This window comes from Bacteroides caccae (assembly GCF_002222615.2).
Lineage (GTDB): Bacteria > Bacteroidota > Bacteroidia > Bacteroidales > Bacteroidaceae > Bacteroides > Bacteroides caccae.
The window spans coordinates 1,159,435-1,180,899 of the sequence record NZ_CP022412.2 but is presented as its reverse complement, the minus strand read 5'-3'; the positions used below and the strand labels follow the sequence as shown (position 1 = coordinate 1,180,899).

The following is a 21,465-nucleotide window of genomic DNA, read 5'->3' as shown; positions in this document are numbered from 1 at the left end:
AAGTTCCATTATAATTATTCCGTTACAGTTGCTGCATATCGTGTAAGCGTTTGTAATATCCGTTCAGTTCTATGAGTTCCTCATGCTTGCCGCGTTCCACAATCTCTCCCTCATAGAGCACGCAGATTTCATCCGCATTCTTAATAGTAGAAAGACGGTGAGCAATGGCAATCGTTGTACGCGTCTTCATCAAACGCTCCAACGCTTCCTGTACCAGACGTTCCGATTCGGTATCCAGTGCCGAAGTAGCCTCATCCAGAATCAGAATCGGCGGGTTCTTCAAGATAGCACGGGCAATGCTGATACGCTGACGCTGACCACCGGACAACTTACCGCCCCGGTCACCGATATTCATATTATATCCCTCCGGCTTCTCCATGATAAAATCGTGTGCATTCGCAATCTTGGCAGCTTCTATCACTTGCTCCATTGTTGCATTTTCCACACCAAAAGCGATGTTGTTGAAGAATGTGTCATTAAACAAGATTGCTTCCTGATTCACGTTACCGATCAAACTGCGCAAATCGGCAATACGAACATCACGTATACTGGTTCCGTCGATTGTGATATCTCCTTCCTGCACATCGTGATAGCGCGGCAGCAAATCCACCAACGTCGATTTACCCGACCCCGACTGTCCTACCAGTGCGATCGTCTGACCTTTAGGAACTGTCAGGTTCACATGCTTCAACACTTCCCGTTTACCGTCATAACTGAAAGTGATATCCTTAAACTCAATTTTGTCATTCAGTCCCTTCAACGGTTTCGGATTCGAAATTTCTTTGATCTTATTCTCAGCTTTCAGAATCTTGTCTACACGCTCCATTGAAGCCAGACCTTTCGGGATGTTGTATCCTGCCTTCGCAAAATCTTTCAACGGATTGATTACGCTATACAAGATCACCATATAAAAGATAAATGTCGGAGCGTCAATCGATGCGTTTTGTCCCAGAATCAATGTACCGCCGAACCATAACACAGCTACAATCAGAATCGTTCCTAAGAACTCACTCATAGGATGCGCCATAGCCTGACGTATGGCAACCTTATTTGTCGCGTCACGAAGTTCGTTGCTGCATTTGGTGAAACGGTTAATCATTTTGTCTTCCGCAATAAAAGCTTTGATAATGCGCAAGCCACCCAACGTTTCTTCCAGTTGCGACATCGTATCGCTCCACTTGCTCTGCGCCTCCAAAGACTGGCGTTTCAGTTTTCGTCCTACCACACCCATCAGCCAGCCCATTCCCGGCAACACAACGATCGTAAAGAGAGTCAACTGCCAGCTGGTGATGACCAGTGTCGCAAAATACAGAATAATCATAATCGGACTCTTCATCAACATATCCAACGAGCTGGTAATGGAGTTCTCCACTTCACCCACATCCCCGCTCATACGAGCGATAATATCTCCTTTTCTCTCTTCCGAGAAGAATGACATCGGCAGACGCATCACCTTGGCATACACCATAATACGGATATCACGCACCACTCCTGTACGCAACGGAATCATTACAGCCGAAGAAGCGAAATAACAACCGGTTTTAAACAATGTCATAATCATCAGGAACAGTCCCAAAAAGATAAGCGCCATAGTAGGTCCATTATCTATTATCATCTGACTGATATAATAATAGAAGTTATTCTTAGCAACATCGGCCAAATCACCACTTCCCCATTCCATAAAATGATAGACCTTATCAGCCCCTTCCGTCTTGAACAGGATACTCAGAATAGGAATCAAAAAAGTGAATGAAAACACATTGAATACAGCAGATAAAATATTCAGCAAAACAGCCCAGCCGATATACTTCTTATAAGGCGACACAAAACGTCGCATCAATTGTAGAAATTCCTTCATTACTTGCCATTAAATAAGTTAAGACCGCAAAGATACAATAAAACCGATTAACAGACAGCAGTTTCACCGAATTATTAACGCGATTTATCGAAAAGAGCTTGTAAGAAAGCGATCATATATCCGACAAACTCTCATTTCCCGAGTCATAAAGTCTTTCTTCCGGTAAGTCTTTCGCAATTACCCTGTATCTCTTTTTGAGCGACAGCCACCACATGATAATAAACTCCGCGCGTTTTCCTGTACGATTTCACTCCCAACCGTTGCAGAATACGTCCGAAATAGTTCACCTGACCGGAAGAGAATTTCATTTTACTCGCCTTTTGTATCCGTTGCAATATATCGGCAGCAAGTATCCACTCTCCTTCTTCCTCATCGTCCGCAACGCGGTAATACACAAGAAACAGCTGTTCGATAAGCGGTGACTGTTCAAACTCCTGATTGGCTTCCGTCATAATGGCTTCTTCCTTTTCGTCAAACCAATACCGTTCATTGTGATAGAGCGCCGCCATTGCCTGCGCATAAAGCTGTTCATAATCAACAGGACGAACCACATCAATCACTCCCGTAACCTCCACACCTATATAACGACGACTGCCGGAAGTATCTGTCAGCAAATCCTTATGATTGCTTGTTCCGATGAAAGAAGCGTAGCGGCGAAGTTCTTCTACCGCCGAAGCATTCGGGCGCCGTGTATTAACGACCGGCTTTTGCATGATATGTTTAAGGAAAGGCTGCTGATTGATACCTATCTGGTCAAACTCATCCATATTAATCAGCAAAAAACGATTCAGATACAACTCCGCATCCCGTTTCCGGCTAAAGTCAATGCTATCCGTATAGTACGCCTGCAAACACGGCGGTAGAATCAGGCGGCAAAACGTAGATTTCCTGTAAGCCTGCGGACCGACTAATATAGGCGAAGTGCTGTTTGCATGATTTTTACCCAGTCCACGCCAATGAGCTATCATGCTGAGAAACCAACGACGGAACAACTGTGCCCAATGGGGATTATTGCAAGGAACCCGCTTTGCCAGATCTCCGATGTGATCTTTGCCGTCCCAACGGGGGAGATCATAAAGGAACTCTTCAATAGGCTGATAAACCGGCACATGATCTGAGTTCAGATAACGCACCACGTCTTTGTCCCACAATTTAAGCCCTTCGTATTGCGCATTCATGGTAATACTTGCCATCAGCCTCTTATTTACCGGACGAAAATAAAAATCAAAACTGTTCCGTTGCCGGCATTCCACTTGCGAGGTCAACTGATTGAAACGAAACTCATAACGACGTTTCATAAACTCATCCATTTGCATCACAAACAGTTGTTCCGGCAGCAGACTGCTTTTATCCGCAAACCCTTTACAAGTGCGATATACATTCTGCACTGTCTCACGGATCAGAAATTCATCATCCGGCAAGCGGTAATGGGCACGAGTCCACCGCACTGTATCCTCTGCGGGAATACCGGCACGAAAACAATGTCCGGCCAGACAAACCAGCAAGGAATGTATATCATCTCCCGGCTGATAGCCATGCTGCTCATCCAAAGCCCGCGCAAAAGCCGCCTCAAAAAGTACGGAAAGAGCTTTATAACTCTCATATCCCGGTACAAGCCGTTGCAAAGGCGAGGTTTCCGCCTTCACCTGTTCGCGATAGGTCGTTTCTCCCGGCATAGCCATAGGCTGTTTCATATAGACAGGCATCGCTTCGGGATTAAAATACAGTTCGGGGTCGAAGGTCAGACGACAATATTGCTCTAGTGAAGGTTCTTTCAAGTCGATATCGAAAGGAAGCTGCGGTTGATAAAATTTCACGGCGAGCCGGTAAGCGTGCGCATGGAAAAGTTCCGCTTGCTCACGGTTGCCCGGCAAAAGATCGTCAGGATAAGTAAAGCGTACCCATATCTTTACCGACTTTCCGGAAGAACCGGTAAAAGCAAGATAGGTCTGCGGAAACTCCTTCACACGTTCTTTCACCTCATCCGCTTCCATAGGTCCGGAGAGATTGTTCACTTGAAGCATCACCACTCCGTTGTACTCGTCCATTGTCATTACCCCATTCTTACGGACAAAGGCAGCCGCAGGAAGCAACTTCGGCACTTTCTGTACATAGTCATTTTTATCTCCCGGAAATATATAAGGCAGGACTTCTCTCATTCCTGAGACGAGTTGTGCTTTAGTTTCCACTTTCATTTGCTCCACGAGCTGTTCGATTTTCAACGTCCGCAAAGTGTTCACTCTGCCGTCGTCTCTAATTTGTGTTATTCTCATTACTTATTTAGTTTGTCCTGCATGTTTGTGTAGGGCGATTATTACCGGAGACAAAAGTACTGTAAATATTCCATACAAACAAATTTTAAAAGCGCTGGTTCTTCTTTCTACTAGAAAAGATTTTTCAATTTCATTTCTCATATTCTCATACTTTTCAGTTAAAGTGTAGTCAATCAAATAGATGTACTATGAGAAATACTTTTTCAAACAGGCATTTCTCATAGTTTATTCCACATCTCGGCTCAAAATTCGGGTATTTCTCATTGTTTTTCAGAGTATTTCTCATAGTCAGCACAACTCTGCTTACCTAATGCCGGATAACCTTATCCAATATGAAATTAAACTATTATTTACGTATAAACAACTAAGCATTTACTTGTTTTCCGCCCAATATTGTTGTATCTTTGAAGGAACATTCCAACCGTTCCACTCCAGTGCACAGGCCTGTCTACTCCAGTAAAAAGTTCTGTCTACTGAAGTGCAAAGAACCGTCTACCGGAGTGGAACGATAGAAGCATAGGTAGGAAAAGAAAGGAATGAAGGCAAGATATAGCAACAGCCTAAGTAACATAATACATAAATCACCATTAAATTGAAACAGCAATGGCAATACAATTCGAGTTTTATAAGAATCCCCAACCGGAAAAAGAAGGGGAAGAACCAAGCTACCACCCTCGCGTAGTTAATTTTCAACATGTCACTACTCAGCGACTAGCAAAAGAAATCCACATGGCAACTACTTTCGGAAAAGCAGAAGTAGAGGCAATGTTAATGGAACTGAGCAGATGCATGGGCAATCATCTGCGCGAAGGAGAAAGAGTGCATCTGGACGGGATCGGGTATTTTCAAATCACGTTGCAAGCCGCCGAACCCATACACTCACTTACTACCCGTGCCGACAAAGTGAAACTAAAATCCATCAACTTCCAGGCCGACAGAGACTTGAAAAGTTTGTGTATGACCACACACCTGCGGCGTTCGAAATATAAACCGCATTCCGCCTCTCTTTCAGAAGAAGAAATTGACCGGAAACTCACGGAATATTTTGCAACGCATCCTGTCTTGACTCGTACTAATATGCAGTCTCTTTGCAGCTTCACTCAAAGTATGGCCAGCCGGCAAATACGCAGGCTAAAGGCAGAAGGTAAGCTGCAAAATATTGGGAAGCCTACGCAACCTATCTATGTTGCAGGGGCGGGATACTATATTTAGCATACTAAAATTTGTATCAATAGTGAAACATAGGTTCAAAAATTCAAGGCATGCCCAATAATTCTCTTGAAAAAAAATAAAATACCATGAAATATACGAGAATATACAAATTTATTGTAACTTTGGAATCATTTTGATTAGAAAAGCAACAGGATTACAGAAAAATGGTTAGGTCTGCGTTTATGGGAACTTTTGGAGAAGAAGCCATGAAATGGTTAAGTCTCTTGACAGCGCCACAATATGACTATATTGTGGCTATAGCACGTAAGTGCCCCCGTTTAATTGACGTCATCCTTCGGGAAAGCAAGACGTTTTCTCCTTCGATCTGGGATAAAGTAATAACAGAACATGCTCTGCCTTTTCATTTTGCACAAATGCCCCCAAAGCATAATTATTTACTAATTGACGACAGTGTGTTCTATGGAAGCACATTCAAAAAGATAGAGACACTTATAAAAAATTTAAACAATATTTCTCAATCTGAAAATGCGAATGAATGTAACAAGATCAATATAAAAAACGCTACCCTTTTTCTCTTAGAAAACAACAGACTGGAAAACCTAAATATCAATATGTACTTCCGGACCGGAAATGAGCAGCAAGCAGTCACATTCGTCAATTATGAAATGTCAGCATTCCTTAAAGGAGGACCTTATGATTTAGAATTCCCTATCATATATCATCCAGGAGAGTTCGACGAAAATAAAATACAAACTGCACTGGAAGAGAACTTCCCCGAAGCACAAATTTATTCATTGGACGAACCTGTTCTATTGGAAAACGGAGAGAATGCAACAAGAAAAAGTTGGACAATATTGTTTTATCCTATAAACAAAAGAAATGCACAGTCTACAGATCCAGAATTCAGCAAAATAAGATTTTTCCTTAACGAGACCCGGAATGAACTCAGAATTGTGCCTTTCTCTCCCTATCCATTAACAACGGATGCACTAAGTAAATTTGATTTATTCCTTCCCGATCAGCACAAAGATTTATACAGAAAGGTTTACAATCGTGTATCTCATCTTCTTGATTTAGAAGCTAACAACGAGGACGAAGAATATATTGTCTATCAGACAGAAAGAAGTTTGGTTATATGGATAAATTACTTGCTGTCTATTAATTTATATATCAAAAACAAAAAGGCATTAGACAACTTCCTTTTGTCCGTCAACGCCACCAGCCAACATCTTGACCCCAAAGACATACGCTTTTTAATCGGATACGAATTGGCAGAAGAACTATACCCTTGTATAGAAACTTGGTTTAAGAGCAATGACATCATGACTCCTTTATTCATTGATTATAGTCCTATCTATGTCAATGGACTTGAAGAAATGGTTATCCCTGCCAACTATGTTAACTCATTTTCCCAAGCATTATCGGGAAAGTTCGCAGGTTCTACCGCTATCAATGAGTTTGTCTCCTGGCATTTTTTCTGCCAACATGAATTGATAGACAATGCGAGCAGAAATCAGACAGCGTCCAACAAGTACGCCCGCCTCAGATATGGCATCACCTACCGGGGATTATACAACAATATCCTTGTACATAAGACCGACATCGACTTTGAAAAAGATTTACATATAGCCATGGATGCGCAAATTGATGAAGGGAGTGTAGTGCCTAAATATATCAAGTTATCTTCCCCTGAACGTAAATCGATGTGGACACGTATGTTCCGCTCCGGAGAAAGGATTCCTAAGTTTATCGAAATGATAAACTTAAGTCTCTCACTTATTGTACAACTGAAAAAGAAACTTAGTGTATCTTCCGTACCAAAGACTATTTTGGAAACATATCTCTTGCAGGCCCTGACCAATTCACTTGACAACAAAGAACTATATGGATTATCGGACTATTCTTTCAAAAGATATCTGATGCCCGTCAAGGATGATATGCCAATGTATTGTGCTGCAATAGCGCCCGATCAGAAACAAAACCAATGTATCCCGATTACACGTTGGCTGATTGATCACGATTATATGAAAGAAAGCTACGACAGCTACGAAATATCAGGATGTATAACAGAGCATATATATTATCCACATAGCTTCGAAAACGCTTATAATGAACTGTCCTCTGCCTTTGCACGCATACTCGATACATTTTATGAAATGAAAAACTATATTTTCAAACTCTCTTTATTCGGATTAAGCAAAGAAGAGACTAAGGAAATTCAGATAGAACTACTAAAGCTTTGGAAAAGTAGGTTTGAAAAGTGCATGACAGAATTTCACAATACAAGCAATGATTACAGTAGTTCCGAATGTTATAAATTTCTTTATGAATACATTAAGAATTACAGAGATTTGGACAACAACTTATTGACAAAAATAAACAAATTGACAGAAGAGCCAGGAAATGAGAACAATAAATATTGGGCAACTATATTACAGAAAGAGCAAGAAGGAAAGGCCTTTGCTTTTGACAAAGAGCTCGATGGAAAATTCCAATTGGCAATTCTATTATGTTCAGCATATAGCACAATTAGATCAGAAATTCCCATGCTTAAGAATAATGATATTATCCAAACAGAATTAGAAGACAACAACATCAAAAGACTTTATGATTTTGTTTTAAAAAAAGAAAGCTTGAGAAATGATATTCTGCAACAAATCTGCAAAAATATCTTCGAAAAGAGTTTTTACTTTTACTAATATATTTCTTGATATATGGCACAAAAAAACTATGAAAAACTACTGACCGAATTAATGAAAAAGATTCCCCAAAACAGATTGGTAAAACATTTATTTTTAAATTATACTATCGGAAAAGGAGGGAATGAATTTCTTGTTATAAACAAAATTTGCAAACGTATATTCGGCAAACCGGCAAATAGAGAAGAAGATAAGGCAGATACTGCTGACAGTAGTACATTCGATCCTGTATATGACAGAAATTCCTGTTTTATCGACGAAGAAAAAGATATAAATATCGATTGGGAAGCAGTGTTTAACCCGGAACTAATCAATGAAGACTTTAGAATCGCCAAAATCTCTTTTGAGAACTTCCGCAAATTTCCGGGAAAAGGAGATAACCAATATCCTTACGGAGTATCTTTCAAATATTCTCCGGAGGATGAAAACCCTTGTTCAGCCATTATACTGGGAGTAAACGGAGTAGGAAAAAGTTCCGTATACCAAGGCATCGAATATATATACAGAAAAGAAATCGGTGAAGCACGTTTACGCGACTATGGCAAAAGAGAAGATACAGAAGCCGGTAAATTTAAGAGATATATGTCTAATTGGACATGTAATGATGTAAACGTAAAAATGTGGGTAAATGGTTCCCAAAAAGAATTTACGAATGAAATACCCCTACAAGCGGAACAAGGAGTACTATCCAATTGCCTCAAATATGGCTTTTTTATCTCTGAATATGAAGTAATACGCCTGGGGCAAATGAAGATTGAACATGGCGGCCACGACTCCTTGAGAATGCAAATAGCCAACGCGCTGGATATGGGCGAATTGAATTGGCTCAACAGGTTAGTCTATAAGCTTGCCATTTACCAGTCTAATATCAAAGTAGAGGAGAATATCAGTAGCGAAGAGATTGATGCCAAACGGGACACTATCAAAAGGAATAATGAATTCTTCACGCATATCGACTTTTTAATGAATTTAAAACCCGGAGAGCAATCTTTGAAAAATTTCCTCTACAATCTTCCTGAGGTTTTAACAATGCCGGATGTCAATAAAACCATAGAGCATGCAAATAAAATCATTCACCTTGCAAGTATTATTTCAGAATTCACACTGTCGACAGGCAAGAAGAACATTTCTGATACAACTCCTATAGGAGTAAACAGCGAAAGGAAGATAATCACCCAACTGGATAATCTGGTCAGAGCACTTAATAACATACACGAACTCCGGGAAAAGATTGATGCGGAAATAAAATATATAAAAGACAGTCTTCCTCTCCAAAACTTAAGGTTTAAAGACGAATACATCCATAACATATTAAAACAAATAGACGATGACTTCTACAATGTAATCGATCATATACAGAAAGATAAAGATAACGCAGTTCCCATAACAATAAGCGGCTTGAACGCTTTGAAAAATAATTGCAGGGAAATCCTCTCCTTCATCACAATGGAACTGATTCCCACTCTGCCCAAATGGGAAAAAGAAAGGAATGAACTTATCGGTGCATTACAATTGTCGAAAATCATCGAAACATATAACACATATTCGTCAAAAGAGTTAATCAACAGAGTAAAAGAAAACGACCAATTAGCAAAAGAAATCCATGCCTTAGAGTTGGCTCAAAAAGAATATCAGGACAGAATCAGTCAATACAATCTCATTCAATGTATTAAGCAGGATGCATACCAGATTTATAAAATCATAAACAAGAAGATATCATCCAAATTACAAGAGGAAGTGAGCAGAATCAACAGAGACATTATACAAAATATAATGTCACACTTCCTCAGTGAAGACGAAGAACTTATCTGGACTTGGGACAATATGTTAATCAAAGAAGAAAATGGTAAATATACTCCTGCTACAGATTCAAAAGAGAACAAATATCTAGCTTGTATGATACAAGACAAGACAAGCGGAAGCACTATCTCGGTAAAAAAGCACTTCAACACTTTCAGATTCCACCTTTTCAACACAATCCTGAATATGGCGTTCTCATTTGCCGTGATGGAGAAACTCAAAGTAAAATTGCCTATTATGCTGGATGACATCTTTTATGCTAGCGATTTCCACAACAGGAGAAACATTAAGCATTTTGTTAAAGCAATACTTACAGCATACAAGAGCATTTTCGAAAACGGGAAAGATAATAGCGAACAACCGGACAAAATCGGAAGTAAATTACAGCTTGTCATCTTTACGCATGACGAACTTGTATTTAAAAGTATCACCGACGAGATCAAAGAGTTTCATAAAAATGACTATCGCAAATACTTTATGTTCCATTCGCTATTACCACATAAAGAAGCTGCGCCCGACAGTAACTTTGAGATAAGTAACTTAGTATTCAATTTAAACGAGAGAAACGATGAGTGAAAATAAAGATATACAAAAGGTAGAAAACGATAAAGATAAAATTGAATATGAAAAATTCCATTGGGAGATTTCAGCTATCAAACGATTTAATATATGCATTGTTATAATAGTGTTGGGTATCTTTATTTGTGCTTTATTCAACATTAGTTATAAGATAAACGAACACAATAAAGCATGTGCCAAGAAGTTTGATTCCTTGACAAAAGATGTTGTCATCGACTTGCCACTCATACAAAAAACAGACTCAAATGTTACTGCCATACTTTTAGAATCCATTATCAAACAAATAGACAAACATTATTCAATGAAACTCGGAGAAATCCAAACAGTTGCTGACACCCGTCTATCCAGAGAAATGAATAATTTAAACCTATGGATAACCGTTTGGGCAGTACTCATGGGAATCATAAGCATCGGGCTGCCAATGTTTCTCAGCCTTATTGATTTCAAGAAGAGAGAATTCGAGAAACGAGAGCTCCAAAAGTCAGGAAACTACTATAAAAAAATATTTGAGGAAGACAAAAACGAATTTGATACCAAAATTAAAAAAGCGACAAAAGAACAAGCTGATCAATTAGAAAAACAATTGATAGAAGTGGAAGGACAGTCAAAGATCATGTTTCTGTTGCATTTATTAAGCACTCTTTGTAACTTCTCCTCTACCTCATTTCCGGAATCTGCAGAGCGGGACCAATGCGTGTATGATATTGTCATGAAAACAAGTAGTGCTTTCGACAAGATATATATATACTACAATCAGCACAGGAATTACAAACCAGATACCTCATTTCATTCACTGATTGTGTTCCTAATTATATCCTGCGACCAAATTAAAATAACAATTTCAAATCGCAAAGTATTACGCCTTTTGAGTGACTTGACAAACACTACCGAAGAACTTGAAAAGAAGTTTTGTCTTTATATGAGAAATAAAGCAGAAGAAACCGATAAAGAAATGTATGAAAAATTCCTTGAAGCACTCAAAAGTACAAATTATGCATTAGACAACTTTAAAAATGGTCTGAAGCAACTGCTCGCAGAACATTCAACATAATCAATAAAGTATATCCTCATATTTTTATATTGGGAATTACGCACCACAAACTAGATTATTAACACACTAAACTAAACGCCATTATGAAAAATCTACTTAATGTTTTGTTCATTTTATTATTTATCTCGTCATGCTCAGATACGGACAACAGCACATTTCCTGAGATAAACGACGAGGAGGAAAATAATACGGAGAAAATCATTCCGTTAAAATTAGAGATAGAAGACACACGGAAAAACATTTTCGATTATGCCGTTTTTGGCTTATTTCCCAATGATTATTTCATTATGTTTTCTCTATTCGACATTTACGATTCAATCACGTGGAAAGTTTCTAATTTAGACGGTAGCCTGAAAATATTCAAACATACAGAAGGTAGCGCCAATTTCATACGTCAATGGTCTCATTCTTTTTATAGCCCGGGAAAATACAAAGCGTATGTGTCAGGATACAAAAACAAAGAAGTAATCAGCAGTGACACCGTAGAAATAGAGATTACGAACACTAAAGATTTTCTTTGCTATAATTGGAAAGACATAAAAGGCTCTATCGGACATGCGACAGGATACGAAGATGTTTTAAACGATTATGAATTTATCACGTATGAGGATATGCATCAAGGAATCCCTTCTGTATCCGTGTATCTTCGCGACAAGGAAAAGAACGACAGACCCGCCTTTCTTATACGAAGTAAAAAAATACTCACTGACTATATAAATTCGCTATATAATACAACTCCTATTTATGACGAAACGGATGATATTCTCCTCAAAAAACGCGAAGAGTTATTCGTGTATAAAGAAGAAAACACCTATCCTCTATGTATATGGATTACTCCAAAATCAAGGATCGTATTAATCAAGAATGAAAGGTTTAATGAATATCAGCTCTATGCGGAGCCCCAATAAGGAAAATCTAAAATTATTAACTGGCCCTTTTATGCTCAAACTTAAAAAATAAATTGAAAATAACAGTCTCAGTTATTATTAGCTATTTATCATATTTAATCAGGCTTTTCTTGTTTTTATAATATATTATTCATAATATTGCAACATTATATACCTAAACGTCAGAAAAATGTTTATGAAAAAATCATTCTACAAACGTCCTCTGTTAAATATTGATACATGAAGTCAGGTATGCTCAGACGATCAAATATTGTTTATGTATCTATTTTTGTTATACCTACAACCTCTTTTCAAATAAAAAGATATGAGTAAAATCAGTGTTCTTATACCAGCCTATAATGAAGAACTTTCTCTACCAGAATTATATTTAAAAATGAAAGAAGTGATGGAGACTCATTCACAATATGAATGGGAGATTTTATTTATCAATGATGGTAGTTATGATAAAACATTAGAAATCATAAAATCTTTGAGACAACAAGATAATAGAATAAACTTTGTTGATCTATCTCGAAATTTTGGAAAAGAATCCGCAATGCTAGCAGGTTTTGATTACGCAACAGGAGATTGTGTAATTATTATGGACGCCGACTTACAGCATCCTCCTTATCTGATTCCAGAAATGCTAAGATATTGGGAAGAAGGTTATGAAGACGTATATGCGAAACGTATAACCCGAGGTAAGGAAAGCTTAATACGTAAACATTTATCTTTACTGTTTTATAAATTGCTGCAAAAAACTACACGTATTAAAATTCTCACGAATGTAGGAGATTTTAGATTATTAGATCGATGTTGTATCAATGCACTAAAAAAGCTTCGCGAGAGTCAACGATATACTAAAGGCATGTATTGTTGGATTGGCTTTCGTAAAAAAGAAATTAAATTTGAGCAGGAGAATCGCATTGCAGGTAACTCTTCATTCAACTTCTTCAGTCTACTGAGTCTAGCTATGGAAGGGATAACTTCTTTTACCATAGCCCCTTTACGTATTTCGACTTTTGCTGGAATCATTATATCATTGATCGCTTTTATTTATATGTGTATTGTCATGATAAAAACATTAATTTGGGGAGAAAAAGTACAAGGATTTCCAACACTATTAGTCACGATTCTCTTTTTAGGAGGAATACAACTACTATCTTTAGGTGTTATAGGTGAATATATTGGACGAATCTTTAACGAAACAAAAAACCGCCCAGCATACATTGCAAGAGAGTATAATGGGACAAAGCAATAAATAGAATGTATAAAAAAACACCACTGCTAAAAATCAGTTTATTTCTCTCGATAGTTGGTATTCTATTCTATCTAATAAATTTGTATACACCATGGATATCTGACGACTATTTGTATTCTTTTTTTTTAACACCAAAGGCAGCTAAATCCTTTTTTGAAGGAACATTTATAGGCTTTGAGCAGAAGATATTATCAACATCAGACATTATACATTCGCAATATAATCATTATTTTTTTGTTAATGGGCGTACAATTCCCCATATCATTGAACAGGGGTTCGCAGGTATTTTAGGAAAAGAATGGTTCAATTGGATTAATGTATTATTCTTCTTATTACTCACAGCGCTAATAATCAGATTATCAAACAAAAAAAATATATTCAGTTTTCCTTATTGGACGATAGGGATTTCTTCTGTATGGTTCTTATTACCTCATCCAGCTGATATTCTTTTACCAATGGTATGCGCTATTAACTATGTTTGGAGTGCACTTCTTTGCCTATTTTTTCTTTTCGTCTATTGCAAAGTAAAACATGCCCAAAATATCCATTGGCCAGCTACTATATTTTTATTTCTATTTAGCATTATTACAAGCTGGACGCATGAAGCATTAGTTATAGGTATCTCTGGAGCCTTATTTCTCAATTACTGCTTACACTATAAAAAACAAAAAACAAAAAAGGCAGAAATCAGCATGATGGTTGGCTTTTGGATTGGAACATTGTTAGTATGCCTATCCCCAGCAGCCCGTGATCGAGCATTACTAGACCACGTTTCTATTTGGGAGACATGTCTTGCCTTGGCTAGTCAGCTCAAAGCATTCTATATTCTTTTCTTTTTACTTGGGGGCATGCTACTATATGAAAAAAAATACAATACACACATCTTTAGAAAATTTATCTATGACAATCAATTCTATTTTTACATAATCTTTATCAACTGCGCTTTTAGTTTATTCATTGGCTATCGAAATGCACGGCAATTATTTGGAATAGAATTATTTTCTATTATACTTTTCATAAAAAGTATCAGCTCCTTTGTAACAAGTTCTTCTTCATGGTTTAAAAAAGTTTCCAACATAATTGCTGCATTAACTATAATACATATGGCCTACGTTGTTCCTAAGTCAAAACAAACCTACATACAATACCAAAACCTAATCAAAACTTACATACAATCAGATAGTGGTGAAGTCAATTATGAACGAAAAACCTTCTCATGGTGGCTAGACCCATATGTTTGGAGATTCGGAGAATATTTAGATTGGGAGACATCGTGTATATCTGTCTATTACACAGGTAATAAAAAGCAGATGAAAATTATACAAACAAATAAAATTGATTTAGAATGAATTAAACATTAAAGTTTAAAAATTGATTCTTCCTCAGATCTAACATAAGTTAGCTATCCCAATAAGAGTATCTTCTCATAGACGCTGATATTTATGAAAATAGAATTTATAAAGTATTCGTATTATCTTACGCCCTAACTGAGTACGCGCCACCTGCAACCGAAAATATTGATAAAAGCTCAATCGTTTTCCTCGCAATGCCCGTCTCATCTCAATTATAACATCTTTATCTCCAAAAGCAGCCAAAAGTCTCAAATAAGTTAAATAATACTTCTCATCTATTTCTTCTTTTATATTCATTGGAAGATTATATAACTTTACCAATTCCATTTGAGCTGTATACAATCCTGACACTCTCATATATGTTTTTTCTAAAGAATTCGAATGACTAGCACTCTCTGGTAAGAGACGATATACGCTTGTAGTATCAGGTAAAAAATAGATATCAGTTTTTGAAAGCATATGAGCAAATAGCACAAATGTTGAATCAACCGATTCAAAAGAAGGTTTAACTAACAATTCTTTACGAAACATCCATGTACAAGGAGCTAAATATGAGGGAGTACAAACAAATGTAGCTAAATCGCTATGCAAGGGAAACCATTTTGAATTAGTATGAAATACAGAGCATTCAAGGAAGCCATTAGCTTGCCACAATCGATTAAAATCAGTATACACGCAACCTACGTTGGGATGAGTTTCCAAATAGGCAACTTGCTTCTGTAGTTTATGTGAATCAATCCAATAATCATCACCTTCACAAAATGCAATATATTTTCCTGTAGCACTAAATAAGGTAGTGTAAAAATTATCACTTATTCCCAAATTCTTTTCAGGAAGTAAAAGTGTTATTTTATCAGGATACAGTTCTTTGTAGTATTGACATATCTTGCGTGTACTATCTGTACTACAATCATCACTAATAATGAATTCAAATGGAAAATCTGTTTCTTGCATAAGTACTCCCTCAATCGCCTGCTTAATATACAAAGATTGATTATATGTTATCATGCATACTGAAACCAAAGGTTTTATATCCATTTTACTATCTGAAAAAATTGTTTCCATTTAATTATATTATTAATAAACCAGTTTATAGCCAAACAGAAAAATTACTTTAAACTTAACAACATTCGAGAACGTTCACGAATAACACGCGCAGGTATACCAGCGGATATTGTCCATGCAGGAAGAGATTTATTTATTAAAGACATAGCTCCTGCAACACTACCCTCTTCAAGCGTAACATTAGGAAATACAATACAATTCACTCCTATCTGTGAATACTGTTTTAATAAAATCCGCCCTCCAGTCACATGTGTAAATTTTTGAGGATGAATAGGTCCTATCATAAAATCTCCTCCAAAATCATCCATTGCACTAAAAAGTGTAGAACGTGGAGAAATTCCAGTATTATTTTCCAATTCAATCCCCATACTTCCATAAAGAGCCGAATATGCACCGATATGAATATTTGAACCTAGAGTTATCTCACCTGACAAAATACAAAAATCATCTATTCGTACATTATCACCAATTTGCATTCCTTTGGTACCATAAAGCGAAGCTTTACGACTTATAAGTACGTGGGAGCCAACACATTGAAAGCCTAAATCCAATAGCTCATCATTTGTATAAAAAGAGGTACACATGATTATTTACAAATAATGGATATTACATGATTTACATCATCATTACTGAGCTCGTGATGTATCGGCAAGCAAATAACCTCTTGTGCCATACGTGTAGCAACTGGTAAATTTGCAGAAGAAGCAGAAGGTAACCCTCGATAAGTAGAAAAAGTGCTTATAAGAGGATAAAAATAACGTCGTCCTAATATATTCGCAGCCTTCATTTTAAAATAAAGCTCATCTCGTGACATTCCATACTTATTTGCATCTACAAATATTGGAAAATAAGAATAATTATGCCGCACACCTGGAATATCTTCAAAAAATGAAATACCCTCAACATCATATAAAGCTTCACGATATCGAAGTGCAACCCGATGTCTTGATTCAATTGCTGCATCAATATATTTTAAATTTAAAATCCCATATGCAGCACGGATTTCATCCATTTTAGCATTAATACCAGGTGCTACAATTGTCGTCTCATCTGCAAAGCCAAAGTTCTTTAAATAATCTATCCGTTGCTTCATGTGAGTACTATGACATATTAATGCACCTCCTTCTATAGTATTATAAGTCTTAGTTGCATGAAAACTAAGCGTACTGATATCACCTGCATTCAAAATAGACTCCCCATCAACCTTTACACCAAAAGCGTGCGCTGCATCATAAATTACTTTCAATCCATATTTATCCGCAATATTTTGTATTCGCTTTGTATCACAAGGCATACCATATACATGAACTGGCATAATTGCAGTTGTATATGGCGTGATAGCTGCCTCTATACAGTCCGGATTCAAATTTCCTGTTCGTGGATCTATATCAACAAAAACTGGCTTAATACCATTCCACCAAATAGAATGAGTCGTAGCTACAAAACTATACGGGGTAGTAATTACTTCTCCCGATATACGTAAAGCTTGTAAAGCAGCAATAAGTGGAAGTGTTCCATTAGTAAAAACAGAAATGTACTCAATACCTAAATAAGTACAAAGGGCTTTTTCTAGTTCTTGATGATAATATCCATTATTAGTAATCCACTTCCTATTCCAAACATCACGCAAGTATTCAACAAACTCATCAAGTGGTGGCAACAAAGGAGATGTTACTGTTATTTGTTTTTTTTCCATAAATACATTTCTCAATTTAATGTAAACAATAAAAGACCTATGCAATATGCAACTATCTTTTTAAGTATTTGAATGTGCAACCAATACAATGTAAAAGATGTTTCCAAGAAAAAGGACGAGACCAAAATTCATATAATACCTTTCTTTTATCTGATCGGCTACAATTCGTTCTTAAAATTCTATGTAAAAAATCATAAGAAATTTTTTCCTCATAACGCATCAAACGCTTATCAGAGATATTAACATCATTAGTTTTTATAGGTAATAAATATTTCCATTTTTTATGTAAACAAATAGTAGCGGAGAACCATTTTTCATCCATACTTCCCATAGAAAAATGTTCAATTAGAACCTGGTTTGAACAACACACATAATTTTTAAAATGAGCATGTGCGATTTGTAGAGTAAAATCAATATCATAACAATGAAATCCTGTTAATAGTTCTTCATCAAATGGATATTGTTTCCAAACATCTTTCCTAACAAATAGCCCCAACCCATCCAATACTATAACTTCCTCAAAAGAACGTTCTAAATATGTATTAGAGGCACGAAATGCAGTCAACCCATTATGAAGGTTCTGATAAAAGTAATTAACCGTACATTCACCGCACTGATACCACCCAGAGTAACTAGATAATTTAACTTTAGAACCTCCAAAACCTATAACCCCACAATCTGGTTCTGCAAGCTTATTCACAATTACTTCCCCCCAACCGTTAGAATGAAAATTAACATCCTCATGAACAAAAAACAGATAAGGATACTTAGCTTTTTGTGCACCATAATTATAAACTTTTGCTATCGGCCATCGTTTCTCACGATTATCAACAGCAATAATTTCATGACTGATGCCAATTGTTTTTCGTATATTAGCTTCTAACGCCTCTAAATATTTTAAAGAAATTGAACATATAATGATTGACAACATACTTAATATAACTTACAAATCCTACTTTATAAAACAATTCGCACCAAATTTGACAAAATCATCTCTTCTTTTTAAAACGGATTTTTCTGTCTAGTCTCTCGGCTTTCTCCAAAGTGCAGCCAAGCCATATAAACAAACTAACAGGAAACTTAAAAGCGCTAAAAACATAGTAATAATCGGGGCTTTGACATCCCCATGAAAGCTTTCTTGAATAGTTAAAGTATTCCTTTCTCAAAGGATGCGGGCATCCATGATGCCAAGGTTTTAAAGGACCAGAAAAATGTATCACCGCTGGAGAGTCTAGATTTTCATGCAGTTCTCGCATATATTTCTTCGCAATAAAAGGTGGTTTTCTATAAAAGCAATCCAACATATTCCATTTGATTGGCACAAACAGTACTTTCCCATGAAGTAATGCATTCAGAACATCCTGATCATGAAGGACAATTTTCTCTCGACAATCACGAATATACGCCATCGCCTTATTCGTGAAATCCATATCACGCAGATATTTCACATTCAACAACACAAATCCTGCATTAAAGTACAAATCCGATTCTGGAAATCCCAATCTTAAAGCATTCTGATTTGGAGCATCCTCCATGCCAGCTAAAGCATAATTTGTTATATCAGAATCATATAAAGCAGAGATATCTTTTTTAAAAATAATATCTGAATCAACATATAAAGCCTTGTCAACTTCAAAAGGTAACAGCTGAGGGATAAACAAACGCAAATAAGTTGCCAAAGAAGGATAATCGGTTGATTTCATTGGAAAATTTAATACTAGCTCTGAAGGTATATCTATAAAATGAATTTGTTTTTGATAACTATCCACCAACTCCTTCAATAAGTTTTTGCTTTTCTCTGATAGTTCTAATGATAAAACATATATTGTAATAGCCCCCGGATTAGACTCAAATAAAGATAGCAACATAGCTCCACAATGTTGACAATACTGATCATCGATACCACATATTATATTCTTCATATCACAAAATTACTTTACAACTTATCTTCTTAATCTTACAACTTCTTAAAACGCTTTTATGACATACGGTATTTCTTAAAAAAGAATCCCAAAAAACGATACCACTTAAACTTTCTCATTTTTTTCTTAGAATCTTTGAGCCAAGAACCTGAGAAATGATGAATAGAATATGTTCGCGGAGTTACTTCCAATTCACGAGTATCAAATGTTTTGGGACTAAAATAGTCTACAGGAAAAATAGATATAACCTCAGGAGAGAAATCAAACTCATCAACTTTCTGAATTTCTTTTAAAGTAAAATGCTGATTTATTATATTTAGCATAATTAAAGGCATAACTTGAATATCAAAATCCCAGTTATATTCATGGTTACCTTTAACATAGAATGGTCTATCTTGATAATAATCTAATAAATATTTCATCAATGGATGCCCCTTCTCAAACCCGATAGTAGCAGCTTCAATAACACTCTCACTCTTTTCTTTTCCTATAAAATAAGGCAAATGCAACAAATCATCAAAAGATTTTAGGACTTCTACGTCACAATCTAAATAAATTCCCCCATAATTATACAAAGCATATGCACGAATATAGTCTGAAGCAAAGGCATACTTACCTGCATAAAAGGCCGTCTTTACCCATTGTGATGAATCAATATCGAAGCACTTAAAGTTCCACAATTTAAACTCATAATCTGGAAGATATTTCTTCCAACTATATATACATGCCAGAATCCCATCCGGATAAGGCTCATCGCTCAACCAACAATAATGAATGACTTTAGGTATCATAAATTTATATATAAACAAAAGTTATAATTATTCCAAAAAACAGTCTATATTTACTGCTTCAACTCTTTAAATGCAAAATGTACACAATAGTAAATTGGCCAATAATAAGCAATGTTTCTTATTCGCTTATAGACTCTAACATCAAATTCATTTTTAGGAAATGTCAATAAATGTTTGAAGCCTTTTCGTATCTCATCAATTTCATTTTTAAAGTTTTTAGGCCTCACCCTTTGCAAAGCCTGTTTAAACTGCATCAAAGCATTTCGAAGTATCACAGTCTGCACATCAACCAATTCCCTGCCAGAAAATAATGCTTGTTCGTGTATAAAGTCTAACCAAATAAAACAAGATAGAATATAATGATAACGATTCTCTGGGGAGATTGTATGGCAAATACTATTTGCACGTTCTACATAATAATAATAAGTTTTATCAACCCAAACAATTCTATCACACATCATAATCCAACGAGGCATATTTCTACGATCTTCATAGACAAATCCTTCAGGGAATCTCAAGGAAGTAAACAGTTCCCTTTTAAATAGTCTTATCCAGACTGCACAACTTTTTCTCTCCCACATTAAATCCCGAAGTAATTCTTCTTTTACACAAAGAATATTATTTCCAGAGTTAGGAGCCAACAATTCTATATGTCCATCCTCATATTCATAACAATAATTACAAAAAGTTAGATCTGCATCATTCTCAGTCATTGCTTCAACCAAATCTTTAAACATATCAGTCCCTATATAATCATCACTATCTACAAACCCAATATAGGGAGCTGTCGCAGCATCTATTCCAGCATTTCGAGCTATACATAAACCTGCAATAGGAAGATGGATTACTTTTATTCGAGAGTCAATCTTCGCATATTCATCACAAATTTCAGCAGAATTATCTATCGACATATTCTCAACAAGAATAATCTCTATTTCCTTTAGGGATTGATTACGTACAGACTCCACACATTTATGTAAATAAGGCGCTGTATTATGTACAGGTATAATAACACTCACTAAATAATTACTTTCCATACAGAAGGGGCTTATTGATAA

General features: G+C 36.3%; 16 protein-coding genes. 7 read left to right on the top strand and 9 right to left on the bottom strand.

The window, feature by feature from the left end:
• Positions 1 to 22 precede the first annotated feature (22 nt).
• Both CGC64_RS04520 and CGC64_RS04515 read right to left on the bottom strand, forming a co-directional pair.
• Positions 23 to 1,858, bottom strand: a complete 1,836-nt coding sequence (locus CGC64_RS04520) for an ABC transporter ATP-binding protein (RefSeq protein ID WP_005677029.1) — start codon at positions 1,856 to 1,858, stop codon at positions 23 to 25.
• A gap of 143 nt (positions 1,859 to 2,001) precedes the next feature.
• A complete protein-coding gene (locus CGC64_RS04515) occupies positions 2,002 to 4,131 on the bottom strand; it encodes a BT4734/BF3469 family protein (protein ID WP_005677028.1) in 2,130 nt (709 codons plus the stop codon).
• Positions 4,132 to 4,734: 603 nt separating this feature from the next.
• Here CGC64_RS04515 and CGC64_RS04510 point away from each other — a divergent pair.
• The 7 genes from CGC64_RS04510 to CGC64_RS04480 all read left to right on the top strand — a co-directional run bounded on the left by CGC64_RS04510 (position 4,735) and on the right by CGC64_RS04480 (position 14,930).
• The gene (locus tag CGC64_RS04510) at positions 4,735 to 5,343 is read left to right on the top strand and encodes an HU family DNA-binding protein (protein WP_005677027.1); all 609 of its coding nucleotides are present in this window, start codon (positions 4,735 to 4,737) and stop codon (positions 5,341 to 5,343) included.
• A 182-nt stretch (positions 5,344 to 5,525) separates the two neighbouring features.
• A complete protein-coding gene (locus CGC64_RS04505; protein WP_229066631.1) occupies positions 5,526 to 8,003 on the top strand; it encodes a hypothetical protein in 2,478 nt (825 codons plus the stop codon).
• Between the two features lie 15 nt (positions 8,004 to 8,018).
• Positions 8,019 to 10,379 (top strand): hypothetical protein, encoded by a 2,361-nt coding sequence (locus CGC64_RS04500; protein WP_005677025.1) that lies wholly within the window; start codon positions 8,019 to 8,021, stop codon positions 10,377 to 10,379.
• A complete protein-coding gene (locus CGC64_RS04495) occupies positions 10,372 to 11,433 on the top strand; it encodes a hypothetical protein (RefSeq protein ID WP_005677023.1) in 1,062 nt (353 codons plus the stop codon). The genes CGC64_RS04500 and CGC64_RS04495 overlap by 8 nt, the downstream gene beginning before the upstream one ends.
• 83 nt (positions 11,434 to 11,516) lie before the next feature.
• Entirely contained in the window at positions 11,517 to 12,341 is an 825-nt protein-coding gene (locus CGC64_RS04490; RefSeq protein WP_005677022.1) for a hypothetical protein, read from the top strand.
• 304 nt (positions 12,342 to 12,645) lie between these two features.
• On the top strand, positions 12,646 to 13,581 hold the full coding sequence (locus CGC64_RS04485) for a glycosyltransferase family 2 protein (protein ID WP_005677021.1): 936 nt from the start codon (positions 12,646 to 12,648) through the stop codon (positions 13,579 to 13,581).
• A gap of 5 nt (positions 13,582 to 13,586) precedes the next feature.
• Entirely contained in the window at positions 13,587 to 14,930 is a 1,344-nt protein-coding gene (locus CGC64_RS04480) for a DUF6056 family protein (RefSeq protein WP_005677020.1), read from the top strand.
• Positions 14,931 to 15,005: 75 nt separating this feature from the next.
• On the opposite strand, the gene CGC64_RS04475 is transcribed toward CGC64_RS04480, so the two are convergent.
• The 7 genes from CGC64_RS04475 to CGC64_RS04445 are packed head-to-tail and all read right to left on the bottom strand — an operon-like array spanning position 15,006 to position 21,444.
• Positions 15,006 to 15,998, bottom strand: a complete 993-nt coding sequence (locus CGC64_RS04475) for a glycosyltransferase (protein WP_005677019.1) — start codon at positions 15,996 to 15,998, stop codon at positions 15,006 to 15,008.
• A gap of 44 nt (positions 15,999 to 16,042) precedes the next feature.
• Positions 16,043 to 16,582: an acyltransferase gene (locus tag CGC64_RS04470; RefSeq protein WP_005677018.1), complete on the bottom strand. Its 540-nt coding sequence runs from the start codon at positions 16,580 to 16,582 to the stop codon at positions 16,043 to 16,045.
• Positions 16,583 to 16,584: 2 nt separating this feature from the next.
• A complete protein-coding gene (locus tag CGC64_RS04465; RefSeq protein WP_005677017.1) occupies positions 16,585 to 17,694 on the bottom strand; it encodes a DegT/DnrJ/EryC1/StrS family aminotransferase in 1,110 nt (369 codons plus the stop codon).
• Between the two features lie 52 nt (positions 17,695 to 17,746).
• Positions 17,747 to 18,625 (bottom strand): glycosyltransferase, encoded by an 879-nt coding sequence (locus CGC64_RS04460; protein ID WP_005677016.1) that lies wholly within the window; start codon positions 18,623 to 18,625, stop codon positions 17,747 to 17,749.
• A 58-nt stretch (positions 18,626 to 18,683) separates the two neighbouring features.
• The gene (locus tag CGC64_RS04455; RefSeq protein ID WP_005677015.1) at positions 18,684 to 19,616 is read right to left on the bottom strand and encodes a glycosyltransferase family 8 protein; all 933 of its coding nucleotides are present in this window, start codon (positions 19,614 to 19,616) and stop codon (positions 18,684 to 18,686) included.
• 56 nt (positions 19,617 to 19,672) lie between these two features.
• Positions 19,673 to 20,407 (bottom strand): glycosyltransferase family 32 protein, encoded by a 735-nt coding sequence (locus CGC64_RS04450; protein WP_005677014.1) that lies wholly within the window; start codon positions 20,405 to 20,407, stop codon positions 19,673 to 19,675.
• A 50-nt stretch (positions 20,408 to 20,457) separates the two neighbouring features.
• Positions 20,458 to 21,444 (bottom strand): glycosyltransferase family 2 protein, encoded by a 987-nt coding sequence (locus tag CGC64_RS04445; protein ID WP_005677013.1) that lies wholly within the window; start codon positions 21,442 to 21,444, stop codon positions 20,458 to 20,460.
• Positions 21,445 to 21,465: the final 21 nt, after the last annotated feature.

Excerpts from the sequence above, each read along its gene's own strand:
- CGC64_RS04520 (WP_005677029.1), bottom strand. The coding sequence starts at position 1,858 with ATGAAGGAATTTCTACAATTGATGCGACGTTTTGTGTCGCCTTATAAG.
- CGC64_RS04515 (WP_005677028.1), bottom strand. The coding sequence starts at position 4,131 with ATGAGAATAACACAAATTAGAGACGACGGCAGAGTGAACACTTTGCGG.
- CGC64_RS04510 (WP_005677027.1), top strand. The coding sequence starts at position 4,735 with ATGGCAATACAATTCGAGTTTTATAAGAATCCCCAACCGGAAAAAGAA.
- CGC64_RS04505 (WP_229066631.1), top strand. The coding sequence starts at position 5,526 with ATGGGAACTTTTGGAGAAGAAGCCATGAAATGGTTAAGTCTCTTGACA.
- CGC64_RS04500 (WP_005677025.1), top strand. The coding sequence starts at position 8,019 with ATGGCACAAAAAAACTATGAAAAACTACTGACCGAATTAATGAAAAAG.
- CGC64_RS04495 (WP_005677023.1), top strand. The coding sequence starts at position 10,372 with ATGAGTGAAAATAAAGATATACAAAAGGTAGAAAACGATAAAGATAAA.
- CGC64_RS04490 (WP_005677022.1), top strand. The coding sequence starts at position 11,517 with ATGAAAAATCTACTTAATGTTTTGTTCATTTTATTATTTATCTCGTCA.
- CGC64_RS04485 (WP_005677021.1), top strand. The coding sequence starts at position 12,646 with ATGAGTAAAATCAGTGTTCTTATACCAGCCTATAATGAAGAACTTTCT.
- CGC64_RS04480 (WP_005677020.1), top strand. The coding sequence starts at position 13,587 with ATGTATAAAAAAACACCACTGCTAAAAATCAGTTTATTTCTCTCGATA.
- CGC64_RS04475 (WP_005677019.1), bottom strand. The coding sequence starts at position 15,998 with ATGGAAACAATTTTTTCAGATAGTAAAATGGATATAAAACCTTTGGTT.
- CGC64_RS04470 (WP_005677018.1), bottom strand. The coding sequence starts at position 16,582 with ATGTGTACCTCTTTTTATACAAATGATGAGCTATTGGATTTAGGCTTT.
- CGC64_RS04465 (WP_005677017.1), bottom strand. The coding sequence starts at position 17,694 with ATGGAAAAAAAACAAATAACAGTAACATCTCCTTTGTTGCCACCACTT.
- CGC64_RS04460 (WP_005677016.1), bottom strand. The coding sequence starts at position 18,625 with ATGTTGTCAATCATTATATGTTCAATTTCTTTAAAATATTTAGAGGCG.
- CGC64_RS04455 (WP_005677015.1), bottom strand. The coding sequence starts at position 19,616 with ATGAAGAATATAATATGTGGTATCGATGATCAGTATTGTCAACATTGT.
- CGC64_RS04450 (WP_005677014.1), bottom strand. The coding sequence starts at position 20,407 with ATGATACCTAAAGTCATTCATTATTGTTGGTTGAGCGATGAGCCTTAT.
- CGC64_RS04445 (WP_005677013.1), bottom strand. The coding sequence starts at position 21,444 with ATGGAAAGTAATTATTTAGTGAGTGTTATTATACCTGTACATAATACA.